Annotated in this window: 17 protein-coding genes; 7 read left to right on the plus strand and 10 right to left on the minus strand. The window is 57.9% G+C overall.

Annotated elements, in window-relative coordinates; translation table 11 throughout:
- Positions 1-126: 126 nt before the first annotated feature.
- The gene (locus AAIE02_RS00725) at positions 127-1788 is read right to left on the minus strand and encodes an SgrR family transcriptional regulator (RefSeq protein ID WP_498531804.1); all 1662 of its coding nucleotides are present in this window, start codon (positions 1786-1788) and stop codon (positions 127-129) included.
- A gap of 108 nt (positions 1789-1896) precedes the next feature.
- On the opposite strand from AAIE02_RS00725, the gene AAIE02_RS00730 reads away from it, so the two are divergent.
- Positions 1897-3090: an MFS transporter gene (locus tag AAIE02_RS00730; RefSeq protein ID WP_498531805.1), complete on the plus strand. Its 1194-nt coding sequence runs from the start codon at positions 1897-1899 to the stop codon at positions 3088-3090.
- Between the two features lie 62 nt (positions 3091-3152).
- Positions 3153-3797, plus strand: a complete 645-nt coding sequence (gene zinT / locus AAIE02_RS00735; protein ID WP_166994334.1) for a metal-binding protein ZinT — start codon at positions 3153-3155, stop codon at positions 3795-3797.
- 35 nt (positions 3798-3832) lie between these two features.
- On the opposite strand, the gene AAIE02_RS00740 is transcribed toward zinT, so the two are convergent.
- The 6 genes from AAIE02_RS00740 to AAIE02_RS00765 form a co-directional block, all read right to left on the minus strand.
- Positions 3833-4516 carry an outer membrane protein gene (locus AAIE02_RS00740; protein WP_336708916.1) on the minus strand — a complete coding sequence of 228 codons (684 nt, stop codon included), beginning with the start codon at positions 4514-4516 and terminating at the stop codon, positions 3833-3835.
- 18 nt (positions 4517-4534) lie between these two features.
- Complete coding sequence (locus tag AAIE02_RS00745) at positions 4535-5032, minus strand: GlcG/HbpS family heme-binding protein (protein WP_498531806.1); 498 nt, start codon at positions 5030-5032, stop codon at positions 4535-4537.
- A gap of 92 nt (positions 5033-5124) precedes the next feature.
- Entirely contained in the window at positions 5125-5742 is a 618-nt protein-coding gene (locus AAIE02_RS00750) for a response regulator transcription factor (RefSeq protein ID WP_498531807.1), read from the minus strand.
- Positions 5742-7049, minus strand: coding sequence for a sensor histidine kinase (locus AAIE02_RS00755; RefSeq protein WP_498531808.1), 1308 nt, complete (start codon positions 7047-7049; stop codon positions 5742-5744). Before AAIE02_RS00755 ends, AAIE02_RS00750 begins: the two co-directional genes overlap by 1 nt.
- 111 nt (positions 7050-7160) lie before the next feature.
- Entirely contained in the window at positions 7161-8810 is a 1650-nt protein-coding gene (gene fumA, locus AAIE02_RS00760) for a class I fumarate hydratase FumA (protein WP_008454408.1), read from the minus strand.
- A gap of 55 nt (positions 8811-8865) precedes the next feature.
- Positions 8866-10377 carry an anion permease gene (locus tag AAIE02_RS00765; protein ID WP_008454410.1) on the minus strand — a complete coding sequence of 504 codons (1512 nt, stop codon included), beginning with the start codon at positions 10375-10377 and terminating at the stop codon, positions 8866-8868.
- Positions 10378-10996: 619 nt separating this feature from the next.
- On the opposite strand from AAIE02_RS00765, the gene AAIE02_RS00770 reads away from it, so the two are divergent.
- Together AAIE02_RS00770 and AAIE02_RS00775 are read left to right on the plus strand one after the other, a co-directional pair.
- Positions 10997-13777, plus strand: coding sequence for a flavocytochrome c (locus AAIE02_RS00770; protein WP_498531809.1), 2781 nt, complete (start codon positions 10997-10999; stop codon positions 13775-13777).
- Between the two features lie 58 nt (positions 13778-13835).
- The gene (locus AAIE02_RS00775; RefSeq protein WP_008454415.1) at positions 13836-14804 is read left to right on the plus strand and encodes an FAD:protein FMN transferase; all 969 of its coding nucleotides are present in this window, start codon (positions 13836-13838) and stop codon (positions 14802-14804) included.
- Here AAIE02_RS00775 and dcuR read toward each other — a convergent pair.
- The 3 genes from dcuR to AAIE02_RS00790 form a co-directional block, all read right to left on the minus strand.
- Complete coding sequence (gene dcuR, locus AAIE02_RS00780; RefSeq protein WP_331636619.1) at positions 14785-15504, minus strand: two-component system response regulator DcuR; 720 nt, start codon at positions 15502-15504, stop codon at positions 14785-14787. The genes AAIE02_RS00775 and dcuR overlap by 20 nt on opposite strands.
- Positions 15501-17123, minus strand: coding sequence for a sensor histidine kinase (locus AAIE02_RS00785; protein WP_498531810.1), 1623 nt, complete (start codon positions 17121-17123; stop codon positions 15501-15503). Before AAIE02_RS00785 ends, dcuR begins: the two co-directional genes overlap by 4 nt.
- A gap of 64 nt (positions 17124-17187) precedes the next feature.
- Complete coding sequence (locus AAIE02_RS00790; protein WP_166876253.1) at positions 17188-17952, minus strand: AraC family transcriptional regulator; 765 nt, start codon at positions 17950-17952, stop codon at positions 17188-17190.
- 180 nt (positions 17953-18132) lie between these two features.
- Between AAIE02_RS00790 and AAIE02_RS00795 the strand changes: the two genes are divergently transcribed.
- From AAIE02_RS00795 to fhuB, 3 genes are read left to right on the plus strand one after another with little or no spacing between them, the layout of a single operon-like run.
- Positions 18133-20265: a TonB-dependent siderophore receptor gene (locus AAIE02_RS00795; protein WP_498531811.1), complete on the plus strand. Its 2133-nt coding sequence runs from the start codon at positions 18133-18135 to the stop codon at positions 20263-20265.
- 4 nt (positions 20266-20269) lie between these two features.
- Entirely contained in the window at positions 20270-21130 is an 861-nt protein-coding gene (locus AAIE02_RS00800; protein ID WP_498531812.1) for an iron-siderophore ABC transporter substrate-binding protein, read from the plus strand.
- Positions 21123-23120, plus strand: a complete 1998-nt coding sequence (gene fhuB, locus AAIE02_RS00805) for a Fe(3+)-hydroxamate ABC transporter permease FhuB (RefSeq protein ID WP_498531813.1) — start codon at positions 21123-21125, stop codon at positions 23118-23120. Before AAIE02_RS00800 ends, fhuB begins: the two co-directional genes overlap by 8 nt.
- Positions 23121-23150: the final 30 nt, after the last annotated feature.

Here is a 23150-nt window from a genome sequence, read left to right on the forward strand (position 1 = left end):
GATGATAGAGGCTGAGTTTCTAACCTGCTGTCTTCTATTTTTGCCCTTCATTCCTATAAGCCTGTATGTGAGCCTGTATAAAGTTCGGGGGATCGTTATTTTTATTTCTGCCCCACGCGTATCACATCAGGACACACTCAGTTCATTATTTTTAATCCAGATGCGGGCGAGGTCGACCCAGCCATAGCCTGCCAGCCCGGTGCCGTGCAGGCGATGGTTTGCCGTGTAGCCTACTCGCTCATGGGACAAAGGCAGCAAGATGCCTTCGGCAATCAGCCAGTCCGCCAGCGCTTTGCACTTTGCCTGTCTGGATTGCTCGTGGGGATCGGTTCTTATCTGCGCGAGCCTGTCATGCAGGCGTTCGTGCTCCGTGTTAGTCATGCCCGCGTTCAACAGCTTTGAGCTGTGGAGCCACTCGTAAATGTCGTAGGCACCGCGGTGGTAGAGGATTTCACTCCCCATGATCAGGTCGGCCTCACTGAGCCACTCTTCCGGGCGAAGAAAAGCCTCGCTTCCGAGGATGATATGTTCAGCTCTTATGCCTGCGGCGGTAAGAACCTGCTGCAGGCGGGCAAACAGCATAGTGAAGCACGGCAGATCGTAAGAGTAGATTTTTAGCGTGCCGGTGATGTCTGGCGGCGAATTTTGCCTCAAAGAACGTGGGCTTTCCCAGCCGGGGATAATGCTGAGGGCTGGCGTTCGTTCCGCGTTGTTTGCCGGTGGAAGCGCGTTGCTCAGTAACCCCAGTATCGCCTGGCGTTCTCCTACTGGGATGAGCTGACTGCGGGTGCTCACTATCAGATAGGTGCACCCGTTCTGAACATCGGTTTGCTGAGTTGCAGCCCCCGGATCAAAGGTAATGTCTGTTACGGGATCGGGGGATTCCGGCAGGGACCAAAGCTCAACTTTTTCAATTAAAGCGCGTGTGCCGTAGTAGCGATCGAAGGCCCGCAGCACAATGCGCTGCTTGCTCTGTTGCTCCATTTGGAATGGACCGCTGCCGATGGGCCGTCCGTGCCGGGACGAAGGAAGTGTGATAGAGGCGGTCGCCGTCGCCAGTTTGTGGGGCCACAGCCAGTCGGTGTGCGTGAGATGGCAAGTCAGTACCTCGCTGCTCAGAACTTCAACACGATCTAACGACTGAAAAAGGCCGGCATAGTGTCCCGGCGGCTCTTTCAGCCGCAGCAGGCTTTGCGCGACGATACTTGCGTCCAGGCGTTCTCCGGTGTGAAACGTGACGCCGGGCCTCAGCCAAAATGTCCAGGCCGTGGCCTGAGCATTTGTTTCGAAGTGGTGGGCAAGGGCGCCGGTGATTCGCTGGTTTATTTCATCGTAATCCACGAGCCTGTCGTAAATTTGCCGGACCAGATATGACTCAATCCTGTTTTTGATGCGCCGGGGATCCAGGGTAGCTGGCAGGGTTGGAATGGCGATTCTGACCTCTTTGCCCACCACGCCAAGATGGCTGCTCAGATCGGCAAGTAGCCGGTTTCTCTGCGGCGACGTCAGGTGCGCGAAGGCGGCTTCCAGCTGCCCTTTGGCGACCAGATCCCTGAGCCGTAACCATTCAATTTGCTCCGGGCTGGTCACCAGCCGTAGCGTCGAGCGTTTTCCTCGCCCGATACCGGGCTGCCAGTCAATCCAGCCCAGCTCGCGCATTTTAGTCAGCTGAATACGGGCATAGCGTTCGCTGCAATGCAGTAAGTCTGCCAGTTGCTCTAATCCCGGCTGGGCTGGTGCATCCCCGAAGCGTCGGTATAACACGTTGAATTTATCGATCAGCACCATGACTTTTCTCTAAAAAGAGGAATAAATTTCACCTTTATTCATCCATTTTTGTGTTCCTCTTTTTTATCTATAGTGAATTCCTCCTTAGCCGTCAACGGAATTAAAAAAATGTCAGGTCGGGTTTTAACCGTTTATTTTCTTCTGGCGTCCTCATTTTTATCCTCTATTTCCCGGGCGATGATTGCCCCTGTTTTAGTACTTACGCTCGGTAAGAATTTACATATTTCATTCGAGTCTGCGGGACTTCTGCTCGGCGGCGCGCTGCTGGTTTCTTCCGGGCTGGGCGTGTATGGCGGATACTGGCTGGACAGGCTGTCACGCTCGCTTATTTTAAGGCTTTGTGGTTTGGTGATGGCCGTTGGCTGGCTGCTGCTTGGCTGGATGGAAAGTCTGGCTGGCGTGCTGTTCGTATTGACCCTGAGCGAGGTCGCGAATACGTTTTATGCCATTGGCGTTAAGGCTTCCCTGAGCTATTTGGTTCCTCAGGGCGAAAGAACCAAAGTATTTTCTCTTCGCTATACCTTAATTAATGTCGCCTGGGCGACAGGCCCGTTATTGACCACGTTTGTATTATCCCCGAATGTTGAAAGTGTCTATTTGGCCGCGGGAGTCTGCTCGTTGCTGGGGGTGTTATTCCAGCCTCGTTTTAAGAATGCATTCACAGGCAACCGGCCTGAATCATTTTTAAAGACGCTGTCCGTGCTGGCAAGAGATCGTGTCTTAATCTGGTTTACCCTGAGTACCGTATTTGCGTGGGTGGTGATGGGGCGTTTTTCTGACTACCTGCCGCTCTGGTTCTTAACCAGCATGGGCAAGCCCGAAGCAATGCGCTTTGTTTCGGTGCTCATTAGCTGTAATTCTCTGACGGTGATACTGCTTCAATATCCTGTCAGCCTCTGGCTGCTGCATCGCAGGCCGTTAATTAAACTGATTGTGGTGGGCTTTGCCCTGCTGGCGGCCGCCATTACTGCGATGGGCGAGCTGGATACGCTGCCGGGGCTGTGTGTGGCGATGTTTGTTTTCAGCCTGGGTGAAATTATTCTGATCCCCAGTGAATACATCTACATCGACGACATCGCGCCTGAGGCGCTGAAGGCCAGCTATTATGGGGCACAAAATCTCTCCTCACTGGGCAGTAGCCTGGGGCCAATGGTGTTCTCTTTAGGGCTGATGGCCGGGCTGGACAGAGGGATATTTTTGCTGATGGGCGCGCTTTGCCTGGCCGGTATGCTGCTGGCGCTTTACAGCGAAAGAGTGCGTCTTCGGCAGGCGCCGGGCACGCTCACCGCAGGCTGTAGTTGATTTCGTGATTTGTTATGTTATAACGTTTTCTTTTTCGTGTAAGGAATACACAGGGGAACAGTATGATCATGAAAAAATCGGCGTTTATTCTGGGCATGGGCGTGTTACTGGCGAGCCATCAGGCGCTGGCGCACGGCCACCATCACGGCAAACCGCTCACGGAAGTGGAACAAAAGGCGAGCGAAGGGATCTTTGACGACGTTAACGTGAAAGATCGCGCGCTGTCCGACTGGGACGGGATCTGGCAGTCGGTCAATCCCCTGCTGCTCAGCGGCGACCTCGATCCGGTGCTGGAGAAAAAAGCCAAAAAGAGCGGCAAAAGCGTGGCGGAGTATCGGGCGTATTATCAAAAGGGCTATGCGACTGACGTGGAGATGATAGGGATTGAAAATAATGTCATCGAGTTTCACGTCGGCAAAGCGGTGCAAAGCTGTCATTACGACTACGCCGGGCATAAAATCCTGACCTATGCCTCGGGAAAGAAGGGCGTTCGCTACCTGTTTGAGTGCAAAGATGCGCAGTCCAAAGCGCCAAAGTTCGTGCAGTTTAGCGACCACATCATCGCCCCGCGCCAGTCGCAGCATTTCCATATCTTTATGGGGAGCGAATCACAAGATGCTTTGCTGAAAGAGATGGACAACTGGCCGACGTATTACCCGTACAACATGACCAAAGCGCAGGTTGTGGACGAGATGCTGCATCACTAACAATGTAAAAGGGCGGCCCGGTGGCCGCCTTATTGTTAGAACAGGTAGCGAGCACCCAGAGTGAACTCGCTGGAGGCCAGGCGAGCTTTCATCTGCTCATCCTTCAGGCCACGCACGTTCCCGAAGGTGTTATAGCCGCTTTCCACTTTCCCCATATCCACGTAGCGATAGCCCACGTCGAAACTCAGGCGAGCGATCGGTGAGTAGCTGATGCCCGCGCCCAACGAATAAGCGAGATTGTTTTGCGTGCTGTCGGCGTATTCACGGGCGGCGTTGCCCTGCCAGCCGCCGGCCTTCACTTTCGCAATACCTAAGCCAGCGGTGCCAAACAGCGACACGCCATAGCCAATGTCGTAATCGCGATAGACGTTCAGCATCAGCCGCTCGGTGTTCAGCTTCAGGTGGTTCAGGCTGGTCGGGAAGGCGGTTGAGCCGCTGGTAAATTCAGTTTTCTGGCGGAAAGTGTATTCTCCTTCGGTGCGCCAGCCGTTGCCGTACTGGTAGCCAGCCGCCAGTGACGCGCCGCCGAGCCTGTCTTTCTCTTTACCGCCAACAAACTGGCCGACGCCGGGACGGCTGCTGGTGTCCTGGTCACTGGCGCGCTGCTCGCTGTGTACATATTTCGCCGAAGCGTAGTAGCCTTCATCGCTGGTGGCTGCGGCGGCATGGCCTGCGCTCAGCAGAAGCGCCAGCGTTAGTAAGCTTTTCTTGTCATGCATGTCCTGCTCCTTGTGGTGTTATCCCGCGTTCAGTTCTTTCTCAATATTGTTTAAGCCTGCCAGGGCACAGGCCTGATCCAGATGGCCGCCCGGTGCGCCGCCGACGCCGACCGCGCCAATCACCTGTTCACCCGACTTCACCGGCACGCCGCCCGCCAGCAGCAGGAAGCCTGGAATATCACGCAGGTTGGCCGCGCCCGCATTGGACTGGGAACCCTTCATCACGTTGTCGGTTGGGTTTTTGGTGGTCAGCGAGGTGAAGGCCTTCATGCGGCTGGCTTCCATGGTATGCGGCCCGGCGTTGTCCATGCGCTTCATCACCAGCGGCGTGCCTGAACGATCGACCACGGTGACCGCCACGTTGTAGTTGTCTTTGGCACAGGCCTGAAGGACGTTTTGCGCCAGCTTATCGGCGAGGTCGAGGGAGATGTTTTTCTGGCTCAGTACGCCGGTGGCGGCGCTGGCCGTGGAGACAAGACCGCCCAGCAGCAGGGTACTTAACAGAAGACGTTTCATGATGTTGCTCCAGAGTTGTTGGCTATGGGGCAATACTATGCAACGCGGAGATAGCGGGAAATTGGCGCGAACACCTAACTTTCCAGGTAGTTTTACTTAGTCTCTCTGGTGATGTCGCCGTAGGTTTTCAGCAGTTTGGGCAGCGAGTTGACTTCCAGTTTGGAGAAAATATTGGCGCGGTGCGCTTCCACGGTGCGCGGCGACAGCGAACACAGCTGCGCGATCTCCTTACTGGAATAGCCCTGAATAAGCTGCTTCAGCATCTCTTTTTCCCGCGCGGTAAGCGTGGCCAGCTTTTCCTGTAGCGGCTGCCATTGCTGCCGGGCTTCAACTTTCGCTTTCTGTTGTTCCATTGCGGTACCCACGACCTCGAACAGCAGATCGGCATCAACCGGCTTGGTCAGGAACTCAAAGGCACCGTTCTTAAAGGCGCGCCGGCATAAATCGATGTTGCCGTGTCCGGTCATGATAATCACCGGCAGCGCCAGGCCCTGCTGCGTCCACTCCTCCAGCAGCGTCAGCCCGGTTTTCCCTGGCATGCGGATATCGAGCAGCATACAGCCGTCGAGCTGGCTTAAGTCACCGGCGTTTTGCTGAAACGCCTGGGCGCTGTCAAAAGCCTGGGTTTGCCAACCGACGGTGGCAAGCAGCAGACTCAGCGAGTCACGAATGGCGGCGTCATCGTCAATCAGCCAGATACATGGTGCCATTATTTCTCCTCATCCTTAAGCGGGAACGACAGGCGGAAGCAGGCTCCGCCCGCTGATGTGTTGCCGGCCTCAATGGTGCCGTTCAGGCGCTGTACCAGCGTGTCGGCGAGCGCCATCCCCAGCCCGACGCCCTGCGCTCGGGTGGTGAAGAACGGAATAAAGACCTGTTCCAGCGCCTCAGGAGAAAGCCCCGGCCCGCCGTCGGTTACCGTCAGCGCGATGCCGTTATTATCCGAGCTTGCCTCCAGGTGTACCCAGCCTGCGCCGTTGGTTTGTGCCTGAATCGCGTTGCTGGCGATGTTATGCAGGATTTGCTCAACCCACAGCGGCGGGGCGATGAGCGGCGGCAGGTCGTCGGCAAAATGGCTGGTGACGCGGATTTTGCTGTGGCTCAGTTCGTTATCCAACAGTTTGCACACGCGCTGCCAGAGCGACGGGAGATCGACCCGCTGGTGCTCGGCGCGTTCGCTGGTGAGCTTCTGGCGAAATTGGCTAAGCAGGCCGTCGATGCGCTTTATCTGCAGCACGGCGGCGTCCAGCAGTTCTGGTACCTGAGCCGGATTATCCTGTTTAATCAGCCGTACTGCTGCCTGGTTATAGCTCATGATGGCGCTCAGCGGCTGGTTCAGCTCGTGCACCATGCCGGCCGCCAATTCTCCCATGGTATTGAGACGCGTCAGTTCGGCGTAGCGGGCGCGCAGGTCGGCAATGTCCCGGCGGCGTTTGTTGGCCTGATATTGCGTCAGCAAGTAGATCGCCAGCGCCCAAAACAGCGCCGGGGATGCTATCAGCCACCAGGGCAGTTTCGCCCATGCCGGGCTGTCGCTGGCCGAAACTAAAAACGGCTGCGTCGGGCTGGCGACGGTTTTATCCCACTGCCAGTAACCCTTGTTGGCGGTGCCCTGTTCGCAAAGAAGAGTGTTATTCCAGCTGATGCTGAGGTGTTGAAACGTCTTTTTCTCGCCCAGCGTGTCGAGCAGCGTCGGGAGATCGATCAGCAGCGAGAGGTTAGGGCGGTTCAGCCAGTAGCGGCCATTGGCTTCTGGCACAATCGCCAGGCGAGGCTCCGGGTTGTCATGCCGTCGCCACTCGACGATCTGCGGCAGAATGTGCTGCACCTCAACGGCGTTTTGGCTGACGGGCAGCAGAGGAATGATGGCATCGTGCTGGGACAGCTTAACCGTGATTTCGCGGTAAAGAATGCGGAAGTCGGCGGATTTATCTTCGTACTGCTGCTGTAAAAACCAGGCGCCAAGTCCCGCACAGCTAAGCAGCGTGAGCAGTAGCCAGCTGATTATCCTTAACATGTGAAGTCCTTGCGTTGGCGTTGGCTGAAATGTGGCCTCAGTATGGGGTAACTTTGGGGCAAAAAAAAGCGGGCACCGTAGCGCCCGCCTTATTATCCGTATTCACTGAAATCAGTGCTTGTTACAGCCTGCGCACTGTTTGTTCTGGATCTGCTGGAAGAAGTCGTTGCCTTTGTCATCCACCAGGATAAACGCCGGGAAGTCTTCCACTTCGATTTTCCAGATAGCTTCCATACCCAGCTCAGGGTATTCCACCAGTTCAAGGCTCTTGATGCTGTTTTGCGCCAGCACCGCCGCCGGGCCACCGATGCTGCCGAGGTAGAAGCCGCCGTGTTTGTGGCAGGCGTCGGTCACTGGCTTGCTGCGGTTGCCTTTGGCCAGCATGATCATGCTGCCGCCGTTGGCCTGCAGCTGGTCCACGTAGGAGTCCATGCGGCCTGCCGTTGTTGGGCCCAGGGAACCGGAAGCGTAACCTTCCGGCGTTTTAGCCGGGCCAGCGTAGTAGATCGGGTGATCTTTCACGTACTGCGGCAACGCTTCGCCGTTATCGAGGCGTTCTTTCAGCTTCGCGTGGGCGATGTCGCGTGCCACGATGATGGTGCCGCTAAGCGACAGGCGAGTGGACACCGGGAAGTCGGACAGCTGCGCGAGGATCTCTTTCATCGGGCGGTTCAGGTTCACTTTCACCGCTTCGCCTTCTCCGGCCTGGCGCAGCTCTTCCGGGATGTATTTGCCCGGATTGCTTTCCAGCTTCTCAATCCAGATGCCGTCTTTGTTGATTTTCGCCTTGATGTTGCGGTCGGCGGAGCAGGAGACGCCCATGCCGATTGGGCAGGATGCGCCGTGGCGTGGCAGACGAACGACGCGGATATCGTGGGCGAAGTATTTGCCGCCGAACTGCGCGCCCAGGCCAAGCTCCTGCGCTTCTTTCAGCAGCTCTTGCTCAAGCTGCACGTCGCGGAACGCCTGGCCGTGCTCGTTACCTTCGGTTGGCAGGCCGTCGTAGTAGTGGGTCGACGCCAGCTTCACGGTTTTCAGCGTGGATTCTGCGGAGGTGCCGCCAATCACAAACGCGACGTGATACGGCGGACAGGCCGCGGTGCCCAGCGTGCGCATCTTCTCAACCAGGTAATTTTTAAGCTTCGCCGGGGTGATCAGTGCTTTAGTTTCCTGATACAGATAGGTTTTGTTGGCGGAACCGCCGCCTTTGGCGACGCACAGGAATTTGTATTCATCGCCGTCCACGCTGTAGAGGTCAATTTGTGCAGGCAGGTTGGTGCCGGTGTTCACCTCTTTGTACATATCCAGCGCGGCGTTCTGGGAGTAGCGCAGGTTATCTTCGATGTAGGTGTTGTACACGCCCTGAGACAGCGCCGCTTCATCGCCACCGCCGGTCCAGACGCGCTGGCCTTTTTTGCCCATGATGATGGCGGTGCCGGTATCCTGGCAGGTCGGCAGAATGCCCTTGGCCGAGATGTCTGAGTTACGCAGGAACTGCAGCGCGACGTACTTATCGTTTTCGCTGGCTTCTGGGTCGCTCAGGATATCCGCCACCTGCTGCTGGTGCGCCGGACGCAGCATAAACGCCGCATCATGAAACGCCTGCTGAGCGAGCAGGGTCAGCGCCTGTGGCTCAACTTTAAGGATGGACTGGCCTTCAAATTCGCTGACGGAAACGTGGTCGCGGGTTAACAGGTAATATTCGGTGTCGTCATGCGCCAGCGGGAAGGGATTTTGGTAAACAAAAGGTTTGTTCGACATAGCTCGTTACTCCATAAAAATAAACCGCCGGAGGTTGCCCTCCAGCGGCTTTAAATCAGAACATCAGGGACATCCACGGATAACCAATCACCAGCAGCGCGGCCAGGAACAGGCCACCGAAGATGGTGCCCAGGCGCCAGTAATCTTTAGTTGGCAGGTAGCCGCTACCGTAGTAGATAGGGCTTGGGCCGGTGCCGTATGGAGTGATGATGCCCATGATACCCAGCGAGGTCACCATCAGCAGACAGAACACTTCCATATTCATGCCCGGAATGGTGGAGGCGATGGTCAGCATCGCTGGCAGCAGCGCGGTGGTGTGCGCGGTGGTGCTCGCAAACAGGTAGTGCAGCAGGTAGAACGCCAGCAGCAGGACAATGGTCGCGGTGCCTGGGGCGATACCGGTCATCAGCGCGCCGCCTTCTTTACCCAGCCAGGAGATGAAGCCGGTAGAAGACAGGCCATCGGCCAGGGCAACCAGGGTGGCGAACCAGACGAAGGTGTTCCACGCCGCTTTGTTATTGGTGATGTCGTTCCAGTTCAGAACGCCGGTCCACAGCATCAGCACGATAACCAGCAGGGCCGCAAGCGCAGGTTCAATCCAGCTTGCCGCGAAGATCCACATCACCAGCGCGGAGCAGACGAACACCAGCAGCAGGATTTCGTTGCGGGACAGTTTGCCCAGTTTTTCCAGTTCACGGCTCGCCCATTTTGGCACTTCGTCGTTCACTTTCACTTCAGGCGGGTAGAGCCAGTAAGCCAGCAGCGGCATGGTCAGCAGTAACAGCAGGCCCAGCGGCAGGAAGGCGAGGAACCACATGCCCCAGGAGATGTTGATGCCAACGATGCTTTTCACCAAAGCCAGTGCCAGCAGGTTAGGGGCCAGCGCAGAGAGGAACATTGAGCTGGTGATACAGGCTGCGGTGATAGCCACCCACATCAGGTAAGAACCGATTTTACGCGCGCTTGGGTCGTTAGGTTTTGAGCCATACAGCGGCGGCAGGTTAGCGATAATCGGGTAGATGGTCCCGCCGCTGCGTGCGGTGTTGGACGGGGTAAACGGTGCCAGCAGCAGGTCGGCGAAAGCAATGGCGTAGCCCAGCGTCAGGCTGCGGCGGCCAAGGTATTTCACCAGAATCAGCGCCAGTCGGCGGCCAAACTGGGTCTTATCGTAACCGGCAGCAAACATAAATGCGCCGAAGATAAGCCAGACGGTGGAGTTCCCGAAGCCGCTGACCGCCCATTTAAAGGAGGCTCCCGCCAGCTTGAATTTCGGGTCGGCCATTTGCTCCGGGCTGAACAGCAGCCACTGACTGCCGAGCGAAATGACGACGATCCCGGTCAGGCCGATAACGGCGCCCGGCAGCGGTTCGAAGATAAGCCCGACGATAACGCCGACGAAGACAGCGAAGAAGTGCCAGGCGTACGGCGGCAGGCCGTCCGGGACCGGAACCAGCATCAGCAACAGCGCCACAATGATGGGCAGGGCCATCATCAGCCAACGTTTGTTGTTGCCTGCTTTTTTATTGCTCTCTTTGAGCGGCGGTAGATTGGTGGTTATTACACTCATAATGACACCGTTATAAGGAGTTAAGGATTCGTTTTATATTTCCGCTTACTTTAGTTTTTAAACTTACTTTATTAATTAAACGCTCTTGGTTAGCGGTTGCGGAAATAGGTATTCATCGCTTTTTATCGGCGGTGAATTAAATTTTATGGATAGTTATATATTGCGCTTTCGGGGTATATGACAATTGATCGAGATCAAAAAAACAGATTCTGGTTATTCTTTTCGTAAAAAATAATAGTTCGTGTTTTAGCAGGGTTATTTACGGCGAAAAGTTATCAGTTTGATCATTAAAAAAGCGGCGCTCAGGTCATTTTTGATGTTTTTTGCTGACTCGATTCCGCTTACCGCATGGTCTGGCGCGTGTTCACGGCGTGCATCTGGTAGGTAACTAAAATGTTATATTAATTTAATAAGCTGTTATCTTTTATATTTTAATTAATAACACGTTGTGGGTAATTGTGTTATTACGGTTCTTCAATAGTTTTTAAACTAACGTAAATAGTTTGGTAACTAAAAATAGTCTTATATTGTTGACATGCGAAATGGCCAATAACCAGAACGAAAATAGTGCCAGCAACCGAATTCTCAGTTTTAAATTTTAAAGTTTGGAGTCGACATTATGAGCACCGACAAAAACATGTTAAGCCCATTTACTTTACCTAACGGTACGGCGTTAAAAAATCGTCTGCTAATGGCACCGATGACTACCTGTACCGGGTATTTTGATGGCACCGTGACCGAAGAGCTGGTGGAGTACTACCGCGTCCGCGCCGGGAGCATCGGTACCATCGTGGTGGAATGCTGCTTTATTGACGATTTAGGCCTGGCCTTCCCTGGCGCTATCGGGATAGACACCGACGAAAAAATTGCTGGCCTGGCGAAAATCGCCGCCGCGATTAAAGCTGAAGGCTCCAGAGCCCTGCTGCAGATTTACCACGGCGGCCGCATGGTCGACCCTAAACTCATCGGTGGCCGCACGCCGGTTGGCCCAAGCGCGCTGGCCGCACCACGCGACGGTGCTGCAACACCGCGTGCCCTGACCACAGAAGAAGTGGCGGGCATGGTGACTAAATTTGGTGAGGCCGTTCGCCGCGCCATTCAGGCTGGTTTCGACGGTGTGGAAATCCACGGCGCGAACACCTATCTGATTCAACAGTTCTACTCCCCGAACTCAAACCAGCGTGATGACGAATGGGGCGGCAGCCGCGACAACCGCGCTAAGTTCCCGCTTGCCGTGCTGGATATCACCCATCAGATGGTGCGTCAGTTTGCTGACGATGCATTCATCATCGGCTACCGTTTCTCCCCGGAAGAGCTTGAAGTGCCTGGGATTCGTTTCGACGACACCATGTACCTGCTGGAAAAACTGGCCGAGCGAGGCCTGGACTACCTGCACTTCTCTCTGGGTTACTCGCTGCGTCCGTCCATTAACGACACCACCGACCCGACGCCGCTGATCAACAAATACTGTGCAATGCGCTCCGACGCGCTGGCGCAGATCCCGGTGATGGGCGTGGGCGGCATCGTGAATGCTTCCGACGTGGAAACCGCGCTGGAGCACGGGTATGACCTGGTGGCCGTAGGCCGCGCCTGCATTGCCTACCCGGACTGGACTGCCCGCATCGCCAACGGCGAAGTGCTGGATCTGTTTATCGACAGCACCAAACGCGAAGAATTGACCATCCCTGAGCCGCTGTGGCGCTTCTCGCTGGTCGAGGCGATGATCCGTGACATGAGCATGGGCGGAGCCTCTAAATTTAAACCGGGGATCTTCGAAGAAACCGTCAGCGATGACGTCAACCAACTGGTGATTAACGTCAGCCTCGACAGCGATCGCATCGCCGATATCGCGCTGGCCGCTGGCCCGCAGGACGACGTGGAGTTCACCACTAACTTCGAAGAAATTCGTACCCGTATCCTGACCGCCAACTCGCCGTTTGTGGATGCCATTTCCGGCGCGACTTCCCAGAGCGAAGCGGTGAAAAAAGCCGTTTCTAAAGCGATGGTGAAATCCAGCAAGCAGCAGGCGTTTGAAGAAAGCGGCGGCGTTAGCGCCCCGCAGAGCTACGACGTGGTTGTGGTCGGCAGCGGCGGTGCCGGTCTGGCGGCGGCGATTCAGGCCCACGACGAAGGTGCCAGCGTGCTGATCGTTGAGAAAATGCCGTCCATCGGCGGGAACACCGTTAAGGCATCTGCCGGGATGAACGCGGCGGAAACCCGCTTCCAGCGCGTCAAAGGTATCTTCGACAGCAAAGAGCTGTTCTATGCCGAAACCCTGAAAGGCGGCTACAACAAAAATAACCCAGAGCTGCTGCACCGCTTTGTGGAAAACGCCCCGCAGGCCATTGAGTGGCTGGCGGATCGCGGCATCATGCTGAACGACATCACCACCACCGGCGGGATGAGCATTGACCGCACCCACCGCCCACGTGACGGATCGGCGGTCGGCGGCTACCTGATCAGCGGCCTGCTGCGTAACATCAACAAACGCAGCATCGACGTGCTGATGGAAACGGCGGTAACGGAAATCCTGTTTGACCAGGGCGCAGTCAGCGGCGTGGCGCTGCTGACGGACGAAAACGAAGCGCTGACCATCCACGCGAAAAGCGTGATCGTGGCGACCGGCGGCTTCAGCGCCAACAGCTCGATGGTGGTGAAATATCGCCCGGATCTGGAAGGCTTTGTCACCACTAACCACAAAGGCGCCACGGGCGGCGGTATCGCGCTGCTGGAAAAACTGGGCGCAGGCACCGTGGATATGGGCGAAATACAGATTCACCCAACCGTGGAGCAAACCACCTCGTACCTGATTTCCGAGTCCATTCGCGGCGGCGGTGCCATCCTTGTGAACCAAAAAGGCAGCCGCTTCTTCAACGAAATGGAAACCCGCGATAAAGTGTCGGCGCAGATTATCGCGCTGCCGGAGAAATACGCTTACATCGTGTTCGACGAGAACGTTCGCACTAAAAACAAAGCGGCAGATGAGTACATCGCCAAAGGCTTTGTGGTCAGCGCCGAAGGGCCTCGCGAACTGGCGGAGAAACTGGGAATGGATTACCACACCTTCCTCGCCACGCTTGAGCGTTACAACGGCTTCGTGGAAAATCAGTACGACGAAGATTTTGGCCGTAAAACCGCGCTGCGCAACCCGATTAAAGATGGCCCGTTCCACGCCATCCGCATCGCCCCTGGGGTGCACCACACCATGGGCGGCGTGACCATCAACGCCGAAACCGAAGTGCTGGATAAACAGCATCAGGTTATCCCTGGCGCGTTCGCGGCGGGTGAAGTGGCCGGTGGTATTCACGGCGGCAACCGCATCGGCGGTAACGCGGTGGCGGATATTATTGTCTTTGGTACCCTGGCGGGCCATCAGGCGGCAAGCTGGGCAAAACGCTAAGCCCAACTGCGCTCCGGCCCTCGCCGGGGCGCAACCTTTTCAGCAAAAGGAGCCCGCTATGTCGCAACCCGAAGGTGTTTATGGCTACTCCGCCGTTTTAATGGGCTCGCCCATTCTCCTCAAGCTGTTCGAACCCAACGAAACTCTCGCCTCTCAGGTGTTCCGCCTGATCAAACAATACGAAGATCTGCTCACCGTGAACCGGGCCGAATCCCAGGTGATGAGCATTAATCACGCGGCGGGCAAACATCCGGTTGCCGTCAGCCGTCCGGTGTTCGAGCTTATCAAATGCGCCAAAGCCGCCAGCCTGTTCCCCGACAGTATTTTTAATCTCGCCATTGGCCCGCTGGTGAAGCGGTGGAAGATTGGTTTCAAGGGCGATAGCGTTCCGCCGGCAGAAGACATCGCCGCGCTGCTGCCGCGCACGCAGCCGCATCAGGTGGTGCTGGACGAAGCCGAAGGCAGCGTTTATCTGGCACATAGCGGGATGGAAATAGACCTGGGCGCGATAGCCAAGGGCTATATTGCCGACCGGGTACGCGACTTCCTGCAGCGGCAGGGCGTGGCGCAGGGGCTGATTAACCTCGGCGGTAACGTGCAGACGCTGGGCTCGCCGGAAGGCGGCTGGTCCATCGGGCTGAAAAAGCCGTTTAGCGGCCCGGAAGAGATGCTGGGCGTGATTGAGGTGGCGAACAAATCGGTGGTGACATCCGGCGTTTACGAGCGCTATTTCGAGCTGGACGGCAAACGCTATCACCATATTCTCGACCCGCGCACGGGCTACCCGCTGGATAACGACCTGGATAGCGTGACGATCGTCTCGACTGACTCGCTGGATGGGGACATCTGGACGACGTTGATTTACGGCATGGGATTAGAAAAGGGCGGCGCAGTGCTGGCGAATCGCCCCGATATCGAGGCGATTTTTGTCACCAAACAGCGAGAGATTATTCTCTCTTCCGCCAGCCAGTTCCGCTTTACGTTACTGGATGACAGCTACCGGCTGATTACTGGCAGTACTGCTTGAGCAGGCCAAGCTGTTCGACCTGCAGGCGATAGCGGTACACCGGGCGGCCGGTCATGCCGTAATGAATGCTGGTGAACAGGATATTGATCTGCGCCAGCCAGATCAGATACTTACGGCATGACACGCGAGAGATATTCACCGCCGCTGCCAGTTCGTCGGTGGAGAACTCTTCCGTCGGATGGGTGTCGATCCACTGGCAAATGGTGCGCAGCGTTTGCGGCGTCAGCCCTTTCGGCAGGCGCTTGGCGTCCGCCACCACCGGGGAGCCACCGTGCAGCAGTCGGTCAACGTCCGCCTGCTCGTAATATTTGTGGGTGCCCATCAGGTTTTTCTTTTCGCGCCAGTTGGTTAACGCTTCTTCAAAGCGCGGGAACTGGAACGGTTTGATCAGGTAATCCACCACGCCGTAGTGCATCGACTTCTGGATAGTCGCCGCGTCCGCCGCCGAGGAGATAACGATCACATCGATGGTTTTTCCCGCTTCACGCAGCGTCGGCAGCAGATCCAGGCCGTTATCCTGCTGCATATACACATCCAGCAGGATCAGATCTATTTTTAGCTCCGGGTTGCTGACCATCTCCCGCGCCTGTTTCAGCGTGGAGGCGGAACCGCAGCAGCTAAAGCCCGGGATTTGGCTGACGTAGGCGCGGTTAAGCTCCGCAACCATCGCATCATCATCAACAATTAAGACATTAATCACGCATTGTTCCTTTCACTATCCCAGGGTAACTGCACAAAGAATTGGGTGAAGACGCCGGGTTCTGACTCCACCTGAATACTGCCGCCAAGGCGCTCAAGCTGCTGCCTGGCAAGGAACAGCCCCACGCCACGCTGCTCGCCTTTGGTGGAGTAGCCTTTGTCAAAAATAGACTGAATATGGTCCGGCTCTATACCCGGTCCGTCGTCGCTGACTTCCACGCTTAGCACGCCGTTCTGGTAGTGCAGCAGCACGCCTACTTCGCCATCAGGCTGGTCGCCCATCGCGTCCAGCGCGTTTTCAATCAGGTTGCCCAGCGCGGTAATCAGCGCCATCACCTGAAGTTCGTTCGGGTTCTCCGGCAGCTGGCATTCGTCGGCAAGCGCCAGATGGTGGCCCGCTTCCCGCGCGCGGTTAATCTTGCCAATCAGGAACCCGGCAATCACCGGCGACTTAATTTTGCTCTGCAGCGTGCCAATTTCCGTCTGGTAATTGCTGGCGGTTTGCAGAATGTACTCTTCAAGCTTGTCGTAATGCTTAAGCTGCAGCAGGCCAAGAATGACGTGCAGCTTATTCATAAATTCGTGCGAGCGCTCGCGCAGCGCGTCGACATAATTCACCATGCCGTCTACACGCTGGGTCAACAAATTGATTTCAGTCTTGTCTCGGAAGGTACTGATGGCGCCGATCACCTGATTATTTATACGAATTGGCACCGCATTACACAAGACCAGGCGGCCATAGCTGATGATTTGCCGATCCTGAATCGGCGTGCCGGTGTGCAGCACTTCGCACAGCGTGGCCACCAGCGGCCCCGGCGGCACGGTTTTACCGAGGCGGAAATCGTCCGGGGAGAGCAGCATTTTGCGCGCCGCGTGGTTGATAAGCGTCACGCGGCCTTCGCGGTCAACGGCGATAATGCCCTCTTTAACGGACTGCAGCATAGCCTGGCGCTGCTCGAACAGCGCGGAGATTTCATACGGCTCAAAGCCGAACAGAATGCGTTTCAGCACACGCACCAGCACCCAGGTGCCAAGCGAGCCGAACAGGGCGCTGAACAACACCGTCCAGAGCACGCTCCAGCGGCTCTTGCTGATCTGCTCGTCCACTTTGCTCAGCGAGATGCCGATGGCGACCACGCCTATCTGCTTATGCTGTTCGTTATAGACCGGCGTAAAGACGCGCAGGGCTTCCGCCAGCACGCCGTGGTTGATCGACACATTCTCTTTGCCTTCCAGCGCCGGGAAAATGTCGTCGCCAATAAAATGCGAGCCAATATTGCCGGGTTGGGGGTGCGAATAGCGAATGCCGTTCATGTCGGTCACCACCACGAACAGCAGGTCGTTACGCTCCTGCACGCGGGTGGCTACCGGCGGAATAATGTCTTTGCTGTGGGGCTGCGTCAGGCCGTATTTGATCGTCGGATCGTCGGCCAGGGTTCTCGCCACCGCCAGCGCGGTGTCTTTCAGGCCGCTGCGGGTGGCGTTGCTGATCTGGATAAAGTACAGGGCGTAAACCACAAGCAGCACCGAGCCGATAACGGCGCACAGCATCAGCGTCACCGAGGTGCTGAGTTTCATCGGGCGCTTGGCCGTCGTTTGCGGGGGCTTCGTGTCGCTCATGGTTGTTCCGGTCCGGGGCGCAAACGGTGATTATCGCCGATGGAACCGGATTGTAAAAGCCGTGTCAGAGATAGCGGCCAATATACCTCTGCGGGGAAACGCCCAGCTTTTTCCTGAACATAGCGATAAACGCGCTGCTGCTGGCGTAGCCGAGCGTGCTGGAAAGATTGCTGATGGTGGTACCGCGCGCAAGGTGGCAGACGGCTTCCACCAGGTGCATTTGCTGCCGCCATTCGGTAAAGCTGAGCTGCGTCTCTTCCCGGAACAGCCTCGCCAGGGTTCTTTCGCTTGCGCCGACCCGTTTTCCCCACCAGGCCAGGGTTTCCCGCTGGGAAAGGTCGCTGCACAGCGCATCGCAAAGCTGGCGAATACGCCTGTCGTGGGGGAGGGTGATATGGCACAGGGCAATATCCTGCAGGCGCAGCAGCTCGTTGTGCAGCAGGTCGTGCAATAGCTGGCTTCGCTGCGGGTCGGCGGGTTTTTCCAGGCCAGCGACGGTCAGGGACTGAAACAGCGGCGTGACGGCCAGGCTGCGGCTGTGGCGGCTGAACGCGGCAGAAGCCGCTGGCGTCATGTAGAGATTGTGGGTGACCACGTTGCCGATGGCTTCCAGGCCGTGAGGCAGTCGCCCCGGCAGCCAAAGCGCGTGGCCAGGGGCGACGACCCAGACGTTTTGCTCGCTGCGGATTTTTGCCACGCCGCTAACCGGGTAAATCAGCTGGCCCTGCTCGTGGGCGTGAAACGGCTCCTGGCTTCCTGCGCTATAATGGAGTTCTCGTACTTCCAGAAACGCTTCCTGCGGACTCTGCTGTGTGAATTGCTTTATCATTTGTTGCCTGCCGTTCGTCCGATTCTCGCCATTTCATGATGCAGTAGCGCGTTAAGACAATCTCTGTCTGCTTTGCGATATCCCGTCAACCGATCGCGCTATTCTGCCACGGGTGCTCTTCTCTTTTAAAGGTGAATAATTATCATTTCGATCCTCTTCTTATAACATGATACGGTCGATATGAAACAGGGCGGATGGGTAAACGGGAACATGCCTTTAAAGGCGTTAAGTTGTGCGGTCTTTGCGGCGTGCGCGGGCTTTGCCCATGCAGCGGACAAACCGGCGGCACAGGACAGCACGATGGTTGTTACGGCCACGGCACCTTCTTCTTCCGGGCAGGAAGATGAAACCAATGTGGTGGCACATGAGGCGGTGGCTGGCACCAAATCCAGCTCTCTGATTAGCCGCACGCCGCAGAGTATTTCGGTGGTGACACAGGCGCAAATCGCGGCCATGGCGGCAAAAAACATTCCCCAGACGCTGCGCTACGTCGCGGGCGTCTCCTCGGAAGATGCCGGCCCGGATACCCGCTTTGACACCATCATGGTGCGTGGTTTTGAAGCCGACGAATATCTGGACGGCCTGCGCCTGCCGCGCGAAGCCTGGTGGAGCCGCCCGGCGTGGGATCCGTTCCTGCTCTCCCGCATTGAAGTGGTCAAAGGTCCGGCTTCGGTGCTCTACGGCCAGGCCAACCCCGGCGGCGTAGTGAATCTTGTCAGCAAAACGCCGCAGGCCCAGCCGGGCGGCCAGGTTTACGTCAGCGCCGGGAATAACAGCCAGTTTGGCACCGGCTTTGACGTCACCGGCCCGCTAACCGACAGCCAAGAGTGGCTTGGCCGCGTGGCGGGCACCTTCTTCGACACCAAAACGCAGGTCGATCATACCCGCTACCAGCACTACGACATTGCGCCGTCCGTGACCTGGCAGCCAAACGATCGCACCAGCCTGACGCTGCTGGCCCAGCTGCGCCAGGATCCTGACACCGGTTTCTACAACATGCTGCCGGTCAAAGGCACGCTGGTGAACAACCCGAACGGTAATATTGGCACCCACTTCTACGGCGGCCAGCCGGGCTTTGATACCTACACCCGCAGGCAGGGCAGCATCGGCTATCAGTTCCGTACCGAATTGAACGATAACATTACGCTGCGCCAGAACGTGCGTTACATCAGCAGCAGCGCCGATTACCGCATGGTGTACCCGTTCGGGACGTACCCAACCCAGCCGCTGGTTGACCGCTACTCCATGAACCTTACCGAAACGATGAGTAACTTTGCGGCGGATAACCAGGGCGAGTTCCGTTTTGATACCGGGCCAGTGTCGCACACCGCGCTGCTCGGCGTGGATGTGATGCACTCCTCGGTGCGCAGCCAGGCGGGCTACGGCGACGCTGTGCCGCTGAATTACCTCAACCCGGACTACAGCACGCCGGTCGAGATCCCGGCGTTTACCAGCAACAGCCATTCGACGATGGATCAAACGGGGCTTTACCTGCAGGATCAGCTGACGCTGGACAACTGGGTGATGAGCCTCGCCGGGCGGTATGACAGCGCGCAAACCAAAGCGACCAACCTGCTGGACGGTTCTCACCAGACGCGCAATGACTACGCCACCACCGGCCGCGCGGGGCTGTTGTACCACTTTGATAACGGCATTGCGCCGTACATCAGCTATTCCACCTCGTTTGTGCCAAGCGCGGGTACCGGGTTTAACGGCAATGCGTTTAAGCCAACCAAAGGCAAGCAGACCGAAGTTGGGCTGAAGTACGATCCGGTCGGAATGGACGCGCTGTTTACTCTGGCGCTGTTCGATCTGCGTCAAACCAACGTCGCCACGCCGGATCCCGATCATGTGAATTACAGCGTGCAGACCGGAGAGATCCGCTCCCGTGGGATCGAACTGGAAGGTAAAGTGAACGTCACGCCAGTCTGGCAGATCCTCGCATCCTACTCGCTGACCGACCCGGAAGTGCTGCAGGCGAACGACGGCAGCGAAGGCAAACACCCGATGGGCATTTCCCGCAACCTGGCCAAGCTCTGGAGCCAGTACGCGTTCAGCGGCCCGCTGGATGGTTTCTCCCTCGGCGGCGGCGTGCGCTATGTCGGCCCAAGCTATGCGACAACGGATAACTCACTACAGGTGCCGGGCGCCACGGTGTATGACGCCCGCATCGGCTGGCAGTACCGCCAGTGGCAGGTTGCCCTTAACGCCGCTAACCTGACGAACAAAACCTACCTTGCAGCCTGCCAAAACAACGGCTGTGAGTACGCGGTTAAGCGTCAGTACGTGGCCACGTTAAGCTACCAGTGGTAAGCGAATGCTCTCCCGCAGACGTTTACTGACCTTTGCGCTGGCCGCCCCGTTTATCGGGGCGGCTGGTGCCGTTTCCGGGCCTCCGCAGCGCCTGGCGGTGCTGGACTGGGGGCTGACTGAGCTGATTCTGGCGCTTGGCGTGACGCCGCAGTCGGTATCGGCCCCCGACTGGTATCGCAAGCTGATAGGCACGCCGGAACTGCCCGCCAGCGTGGTGGATATCGGCCTGCTGTTTCAGCCAAACCTCGAAACCCTGTATGCGCTAAAACCCGATCTGATCGTTATCACGCCGGGTCACGCGCTTCTTAAGCCTCAGTTGGATCGTATTGCGCCCACGCTGACGCTGCCAACCGGCAGTCTCGCCGAATGGCAAATTTCCCTCGATAAGCTGGCTGTTGTACTCCAGCGCCAGGCGCAGGCTCGTGCGGTCACGGCGGCTTTTGAGCAGGCTGCGATTCGTGCCAGAGAATCCGCTTCTGCTTATCAACGTCCGCTGTTTATCGCCACGCCGGTAGACGCGCTGCATATGCGGCTTTACGGCACGGGCAGCCTCGCCGGAGATGTGCTGTCGCGCTGCGGTTTCAGCAATGCCTGGCGCGGCGGCGTTAACGCGCAGGGCGAGGCTATGGTCGAGCTGACGCGCATTGGGGCAGACAATGCCGGGCTGATTCTTTTGCCGGAGGACGGGCAATGGCCGCAGATCCAACGCTGGCAGAGTTCACTGCTCTGGCAGCGCCTGCCGCTCACCTCTCAGACTCAGCTGGCGTTCCCGGCGCAAAAATTCAATTCCGGTGGTGCGCTTGTGACGGCCACGCGCATTGCCGAAGCATTGGGGCAAATCGTGGCGGGGTGGCAGCATGGCTGAGACGGGAAAAACGACGGCTTCCTGGCTGCTGATCGCCGGGCTTTGGCTGGCGAGCATCGTCATGGCGCTGCAAAACGTCGCGCAGCACGGCGGGCTTCTTCATGGCCTTAACGTGCTGTTTAGCTCGAAAATGGCCGACGCGCAGGCGGTGATCCTGCACTCCATGTGGTTCCCGCGCCAGGTGATGGCCTTACTCGGCGGCGCCGTACTGGCCCTTTGCGGCTGGCTGATGCAGCGGGCGCTGCGCAATCCGCTGGCGGAACCGATTACCCTCGGCATGACTTCCGGCGCAACGCTGGCTTTGGGTGTGGCGTCGATGTGGTTCCCGGCGACGCTGCTCTCTGCACGAACCGGCATAGTGATTACCGGGGAAGTTGTCGCTTTGCTGCTGGTGTTGCTGCTTTCCTGGCGGCAGCGTCTGTCGCCGCTGGTGATGATTCAGGCGGGGATGTTGGTCAACCTGTGGTGCGGCTCGCTGACGATGATCATGGCGGTGATCAACGACCGTTTTCTGCTGTCGGTGCTGATGTGGGGCGGCGGTTCGCTGGCGCAGCAGGACTGGAGCGGCGTGACGGCGATTCTGCCCTGGCTCGGGCTGTGCGGCCTGGCTTTGCTGTTGTTGCTGCGCCCGCTGGCCCTGCTCAGGCTCCCGGAGGCGATGGTGAGCAGCCTGGGGGCTTCTCCGCTGCTGATCCGTTCGGTAGCGATGGCGCTGGCGCTGGTGATGAGCGCCTTAATCATTAACAGCGTCGGGGTGATTGGTTTTATCGGCCTGGCCGCCCCGCACCTGGCGCGCTTAGGTGGGGCGCGTACCACCCGGCAAATGCTCAGCCACTCGCTGCTTATTGGGGCCGGTTTGCTGTGGTTCACCGACCTGTGCGTCAGCCGTATCACGCTGCTGGACGGGCAGCTGCTGCCGGTGGGGATGTTAACTGCCCTGACCGGCGGCCCGCTGCTGATCCTGCTGGCGGGCAAGGCCCGGCACCAGGTACTGGATACCACGCCTTCAGCTTACGAAGGCGAAGCGGGCGGCGTGCGCTTCCCGGCGGGCATGGCTTCTGCGCTGCTGCTGGTGGCTGTTGTGCTGTCGCTGTTTGTCGGCCAGGGGCTGCACGGCTGGCACTGGACGACCCTTGCGGAGCAACCCGCTTTGCTGCCGATGCGCCTGCCGCGCCTGCTGGCGGCATTGAGCGCCGGGGCTTTGCTGGCGGCGGCGGGCGTGTTGATGCAGCGCGTCAGCGGTAACCCGCTGGCAAGCCCGGAGATCCTCGGCATTGGCGGCGGGGCGGCGATGGGCGTGACGGCATTTCTGCTGCTGTTCCCGACGAGCGGAACGGGGCTGATGATTCTCAGCAGCGCCGCCGGGGCGCTGATCAGCCTGCTGGTAACGCTGTGGAGCAGCCGCCAGAGCGCCTTTAACCCGCAGCGGGTGCTGCTGAACGGTCTGGCGCTGAACGCGCTGTTCCAGGCCATCGCCAGCATTGTGATGCTGAATAACCGCCAGGCCAGTTCGATGCTGCTGCAGCTGATGACCGGCAGCACCTACTACGTCAATAACGGCATCGCCATCGGCGTGTTCTTCGCCATGTTGCTGCTGTTGGCGGTTTCTCCGCTGTGCAAACGCTGGCTACTGCTGCTGCCGCTCGGGCAGGTGAGCGGTTCGCTGGGCGTGAATGTCGCCAGGGCGAGGATTAGCGTGCTGGCGCTGGCCGCATTGATGACCGGGCTGGCCACGCTGATCGTCGGGCCGGTGTCGTTTGTCGGGCTGCTGGGGCCGCATCTGGCGAGAAAAGCCGGCGCGAAACGCCCGATGGCGCAGCTGTTCACCGCCGCGCTGCTGTCCGCGCTGATTATGGTGCTGGCGGACTGGATGGGCCGCAATTTTCTCTATCCGCGTCAGCTGCCCGTGGGGCTGGTGGCGTCGCTGGTCGGCGTACCGCTGCTGGTATGGCCGCTGATCCGTAGCCGGGCGCATACACATCAACAATAGCGCCGGCAGAGTAATGTCGAAAAGGAAGTA

The sequence above is a fragment of the Cedecea sp. Ae19-4 genome (genome assembly GCF_059801165.1).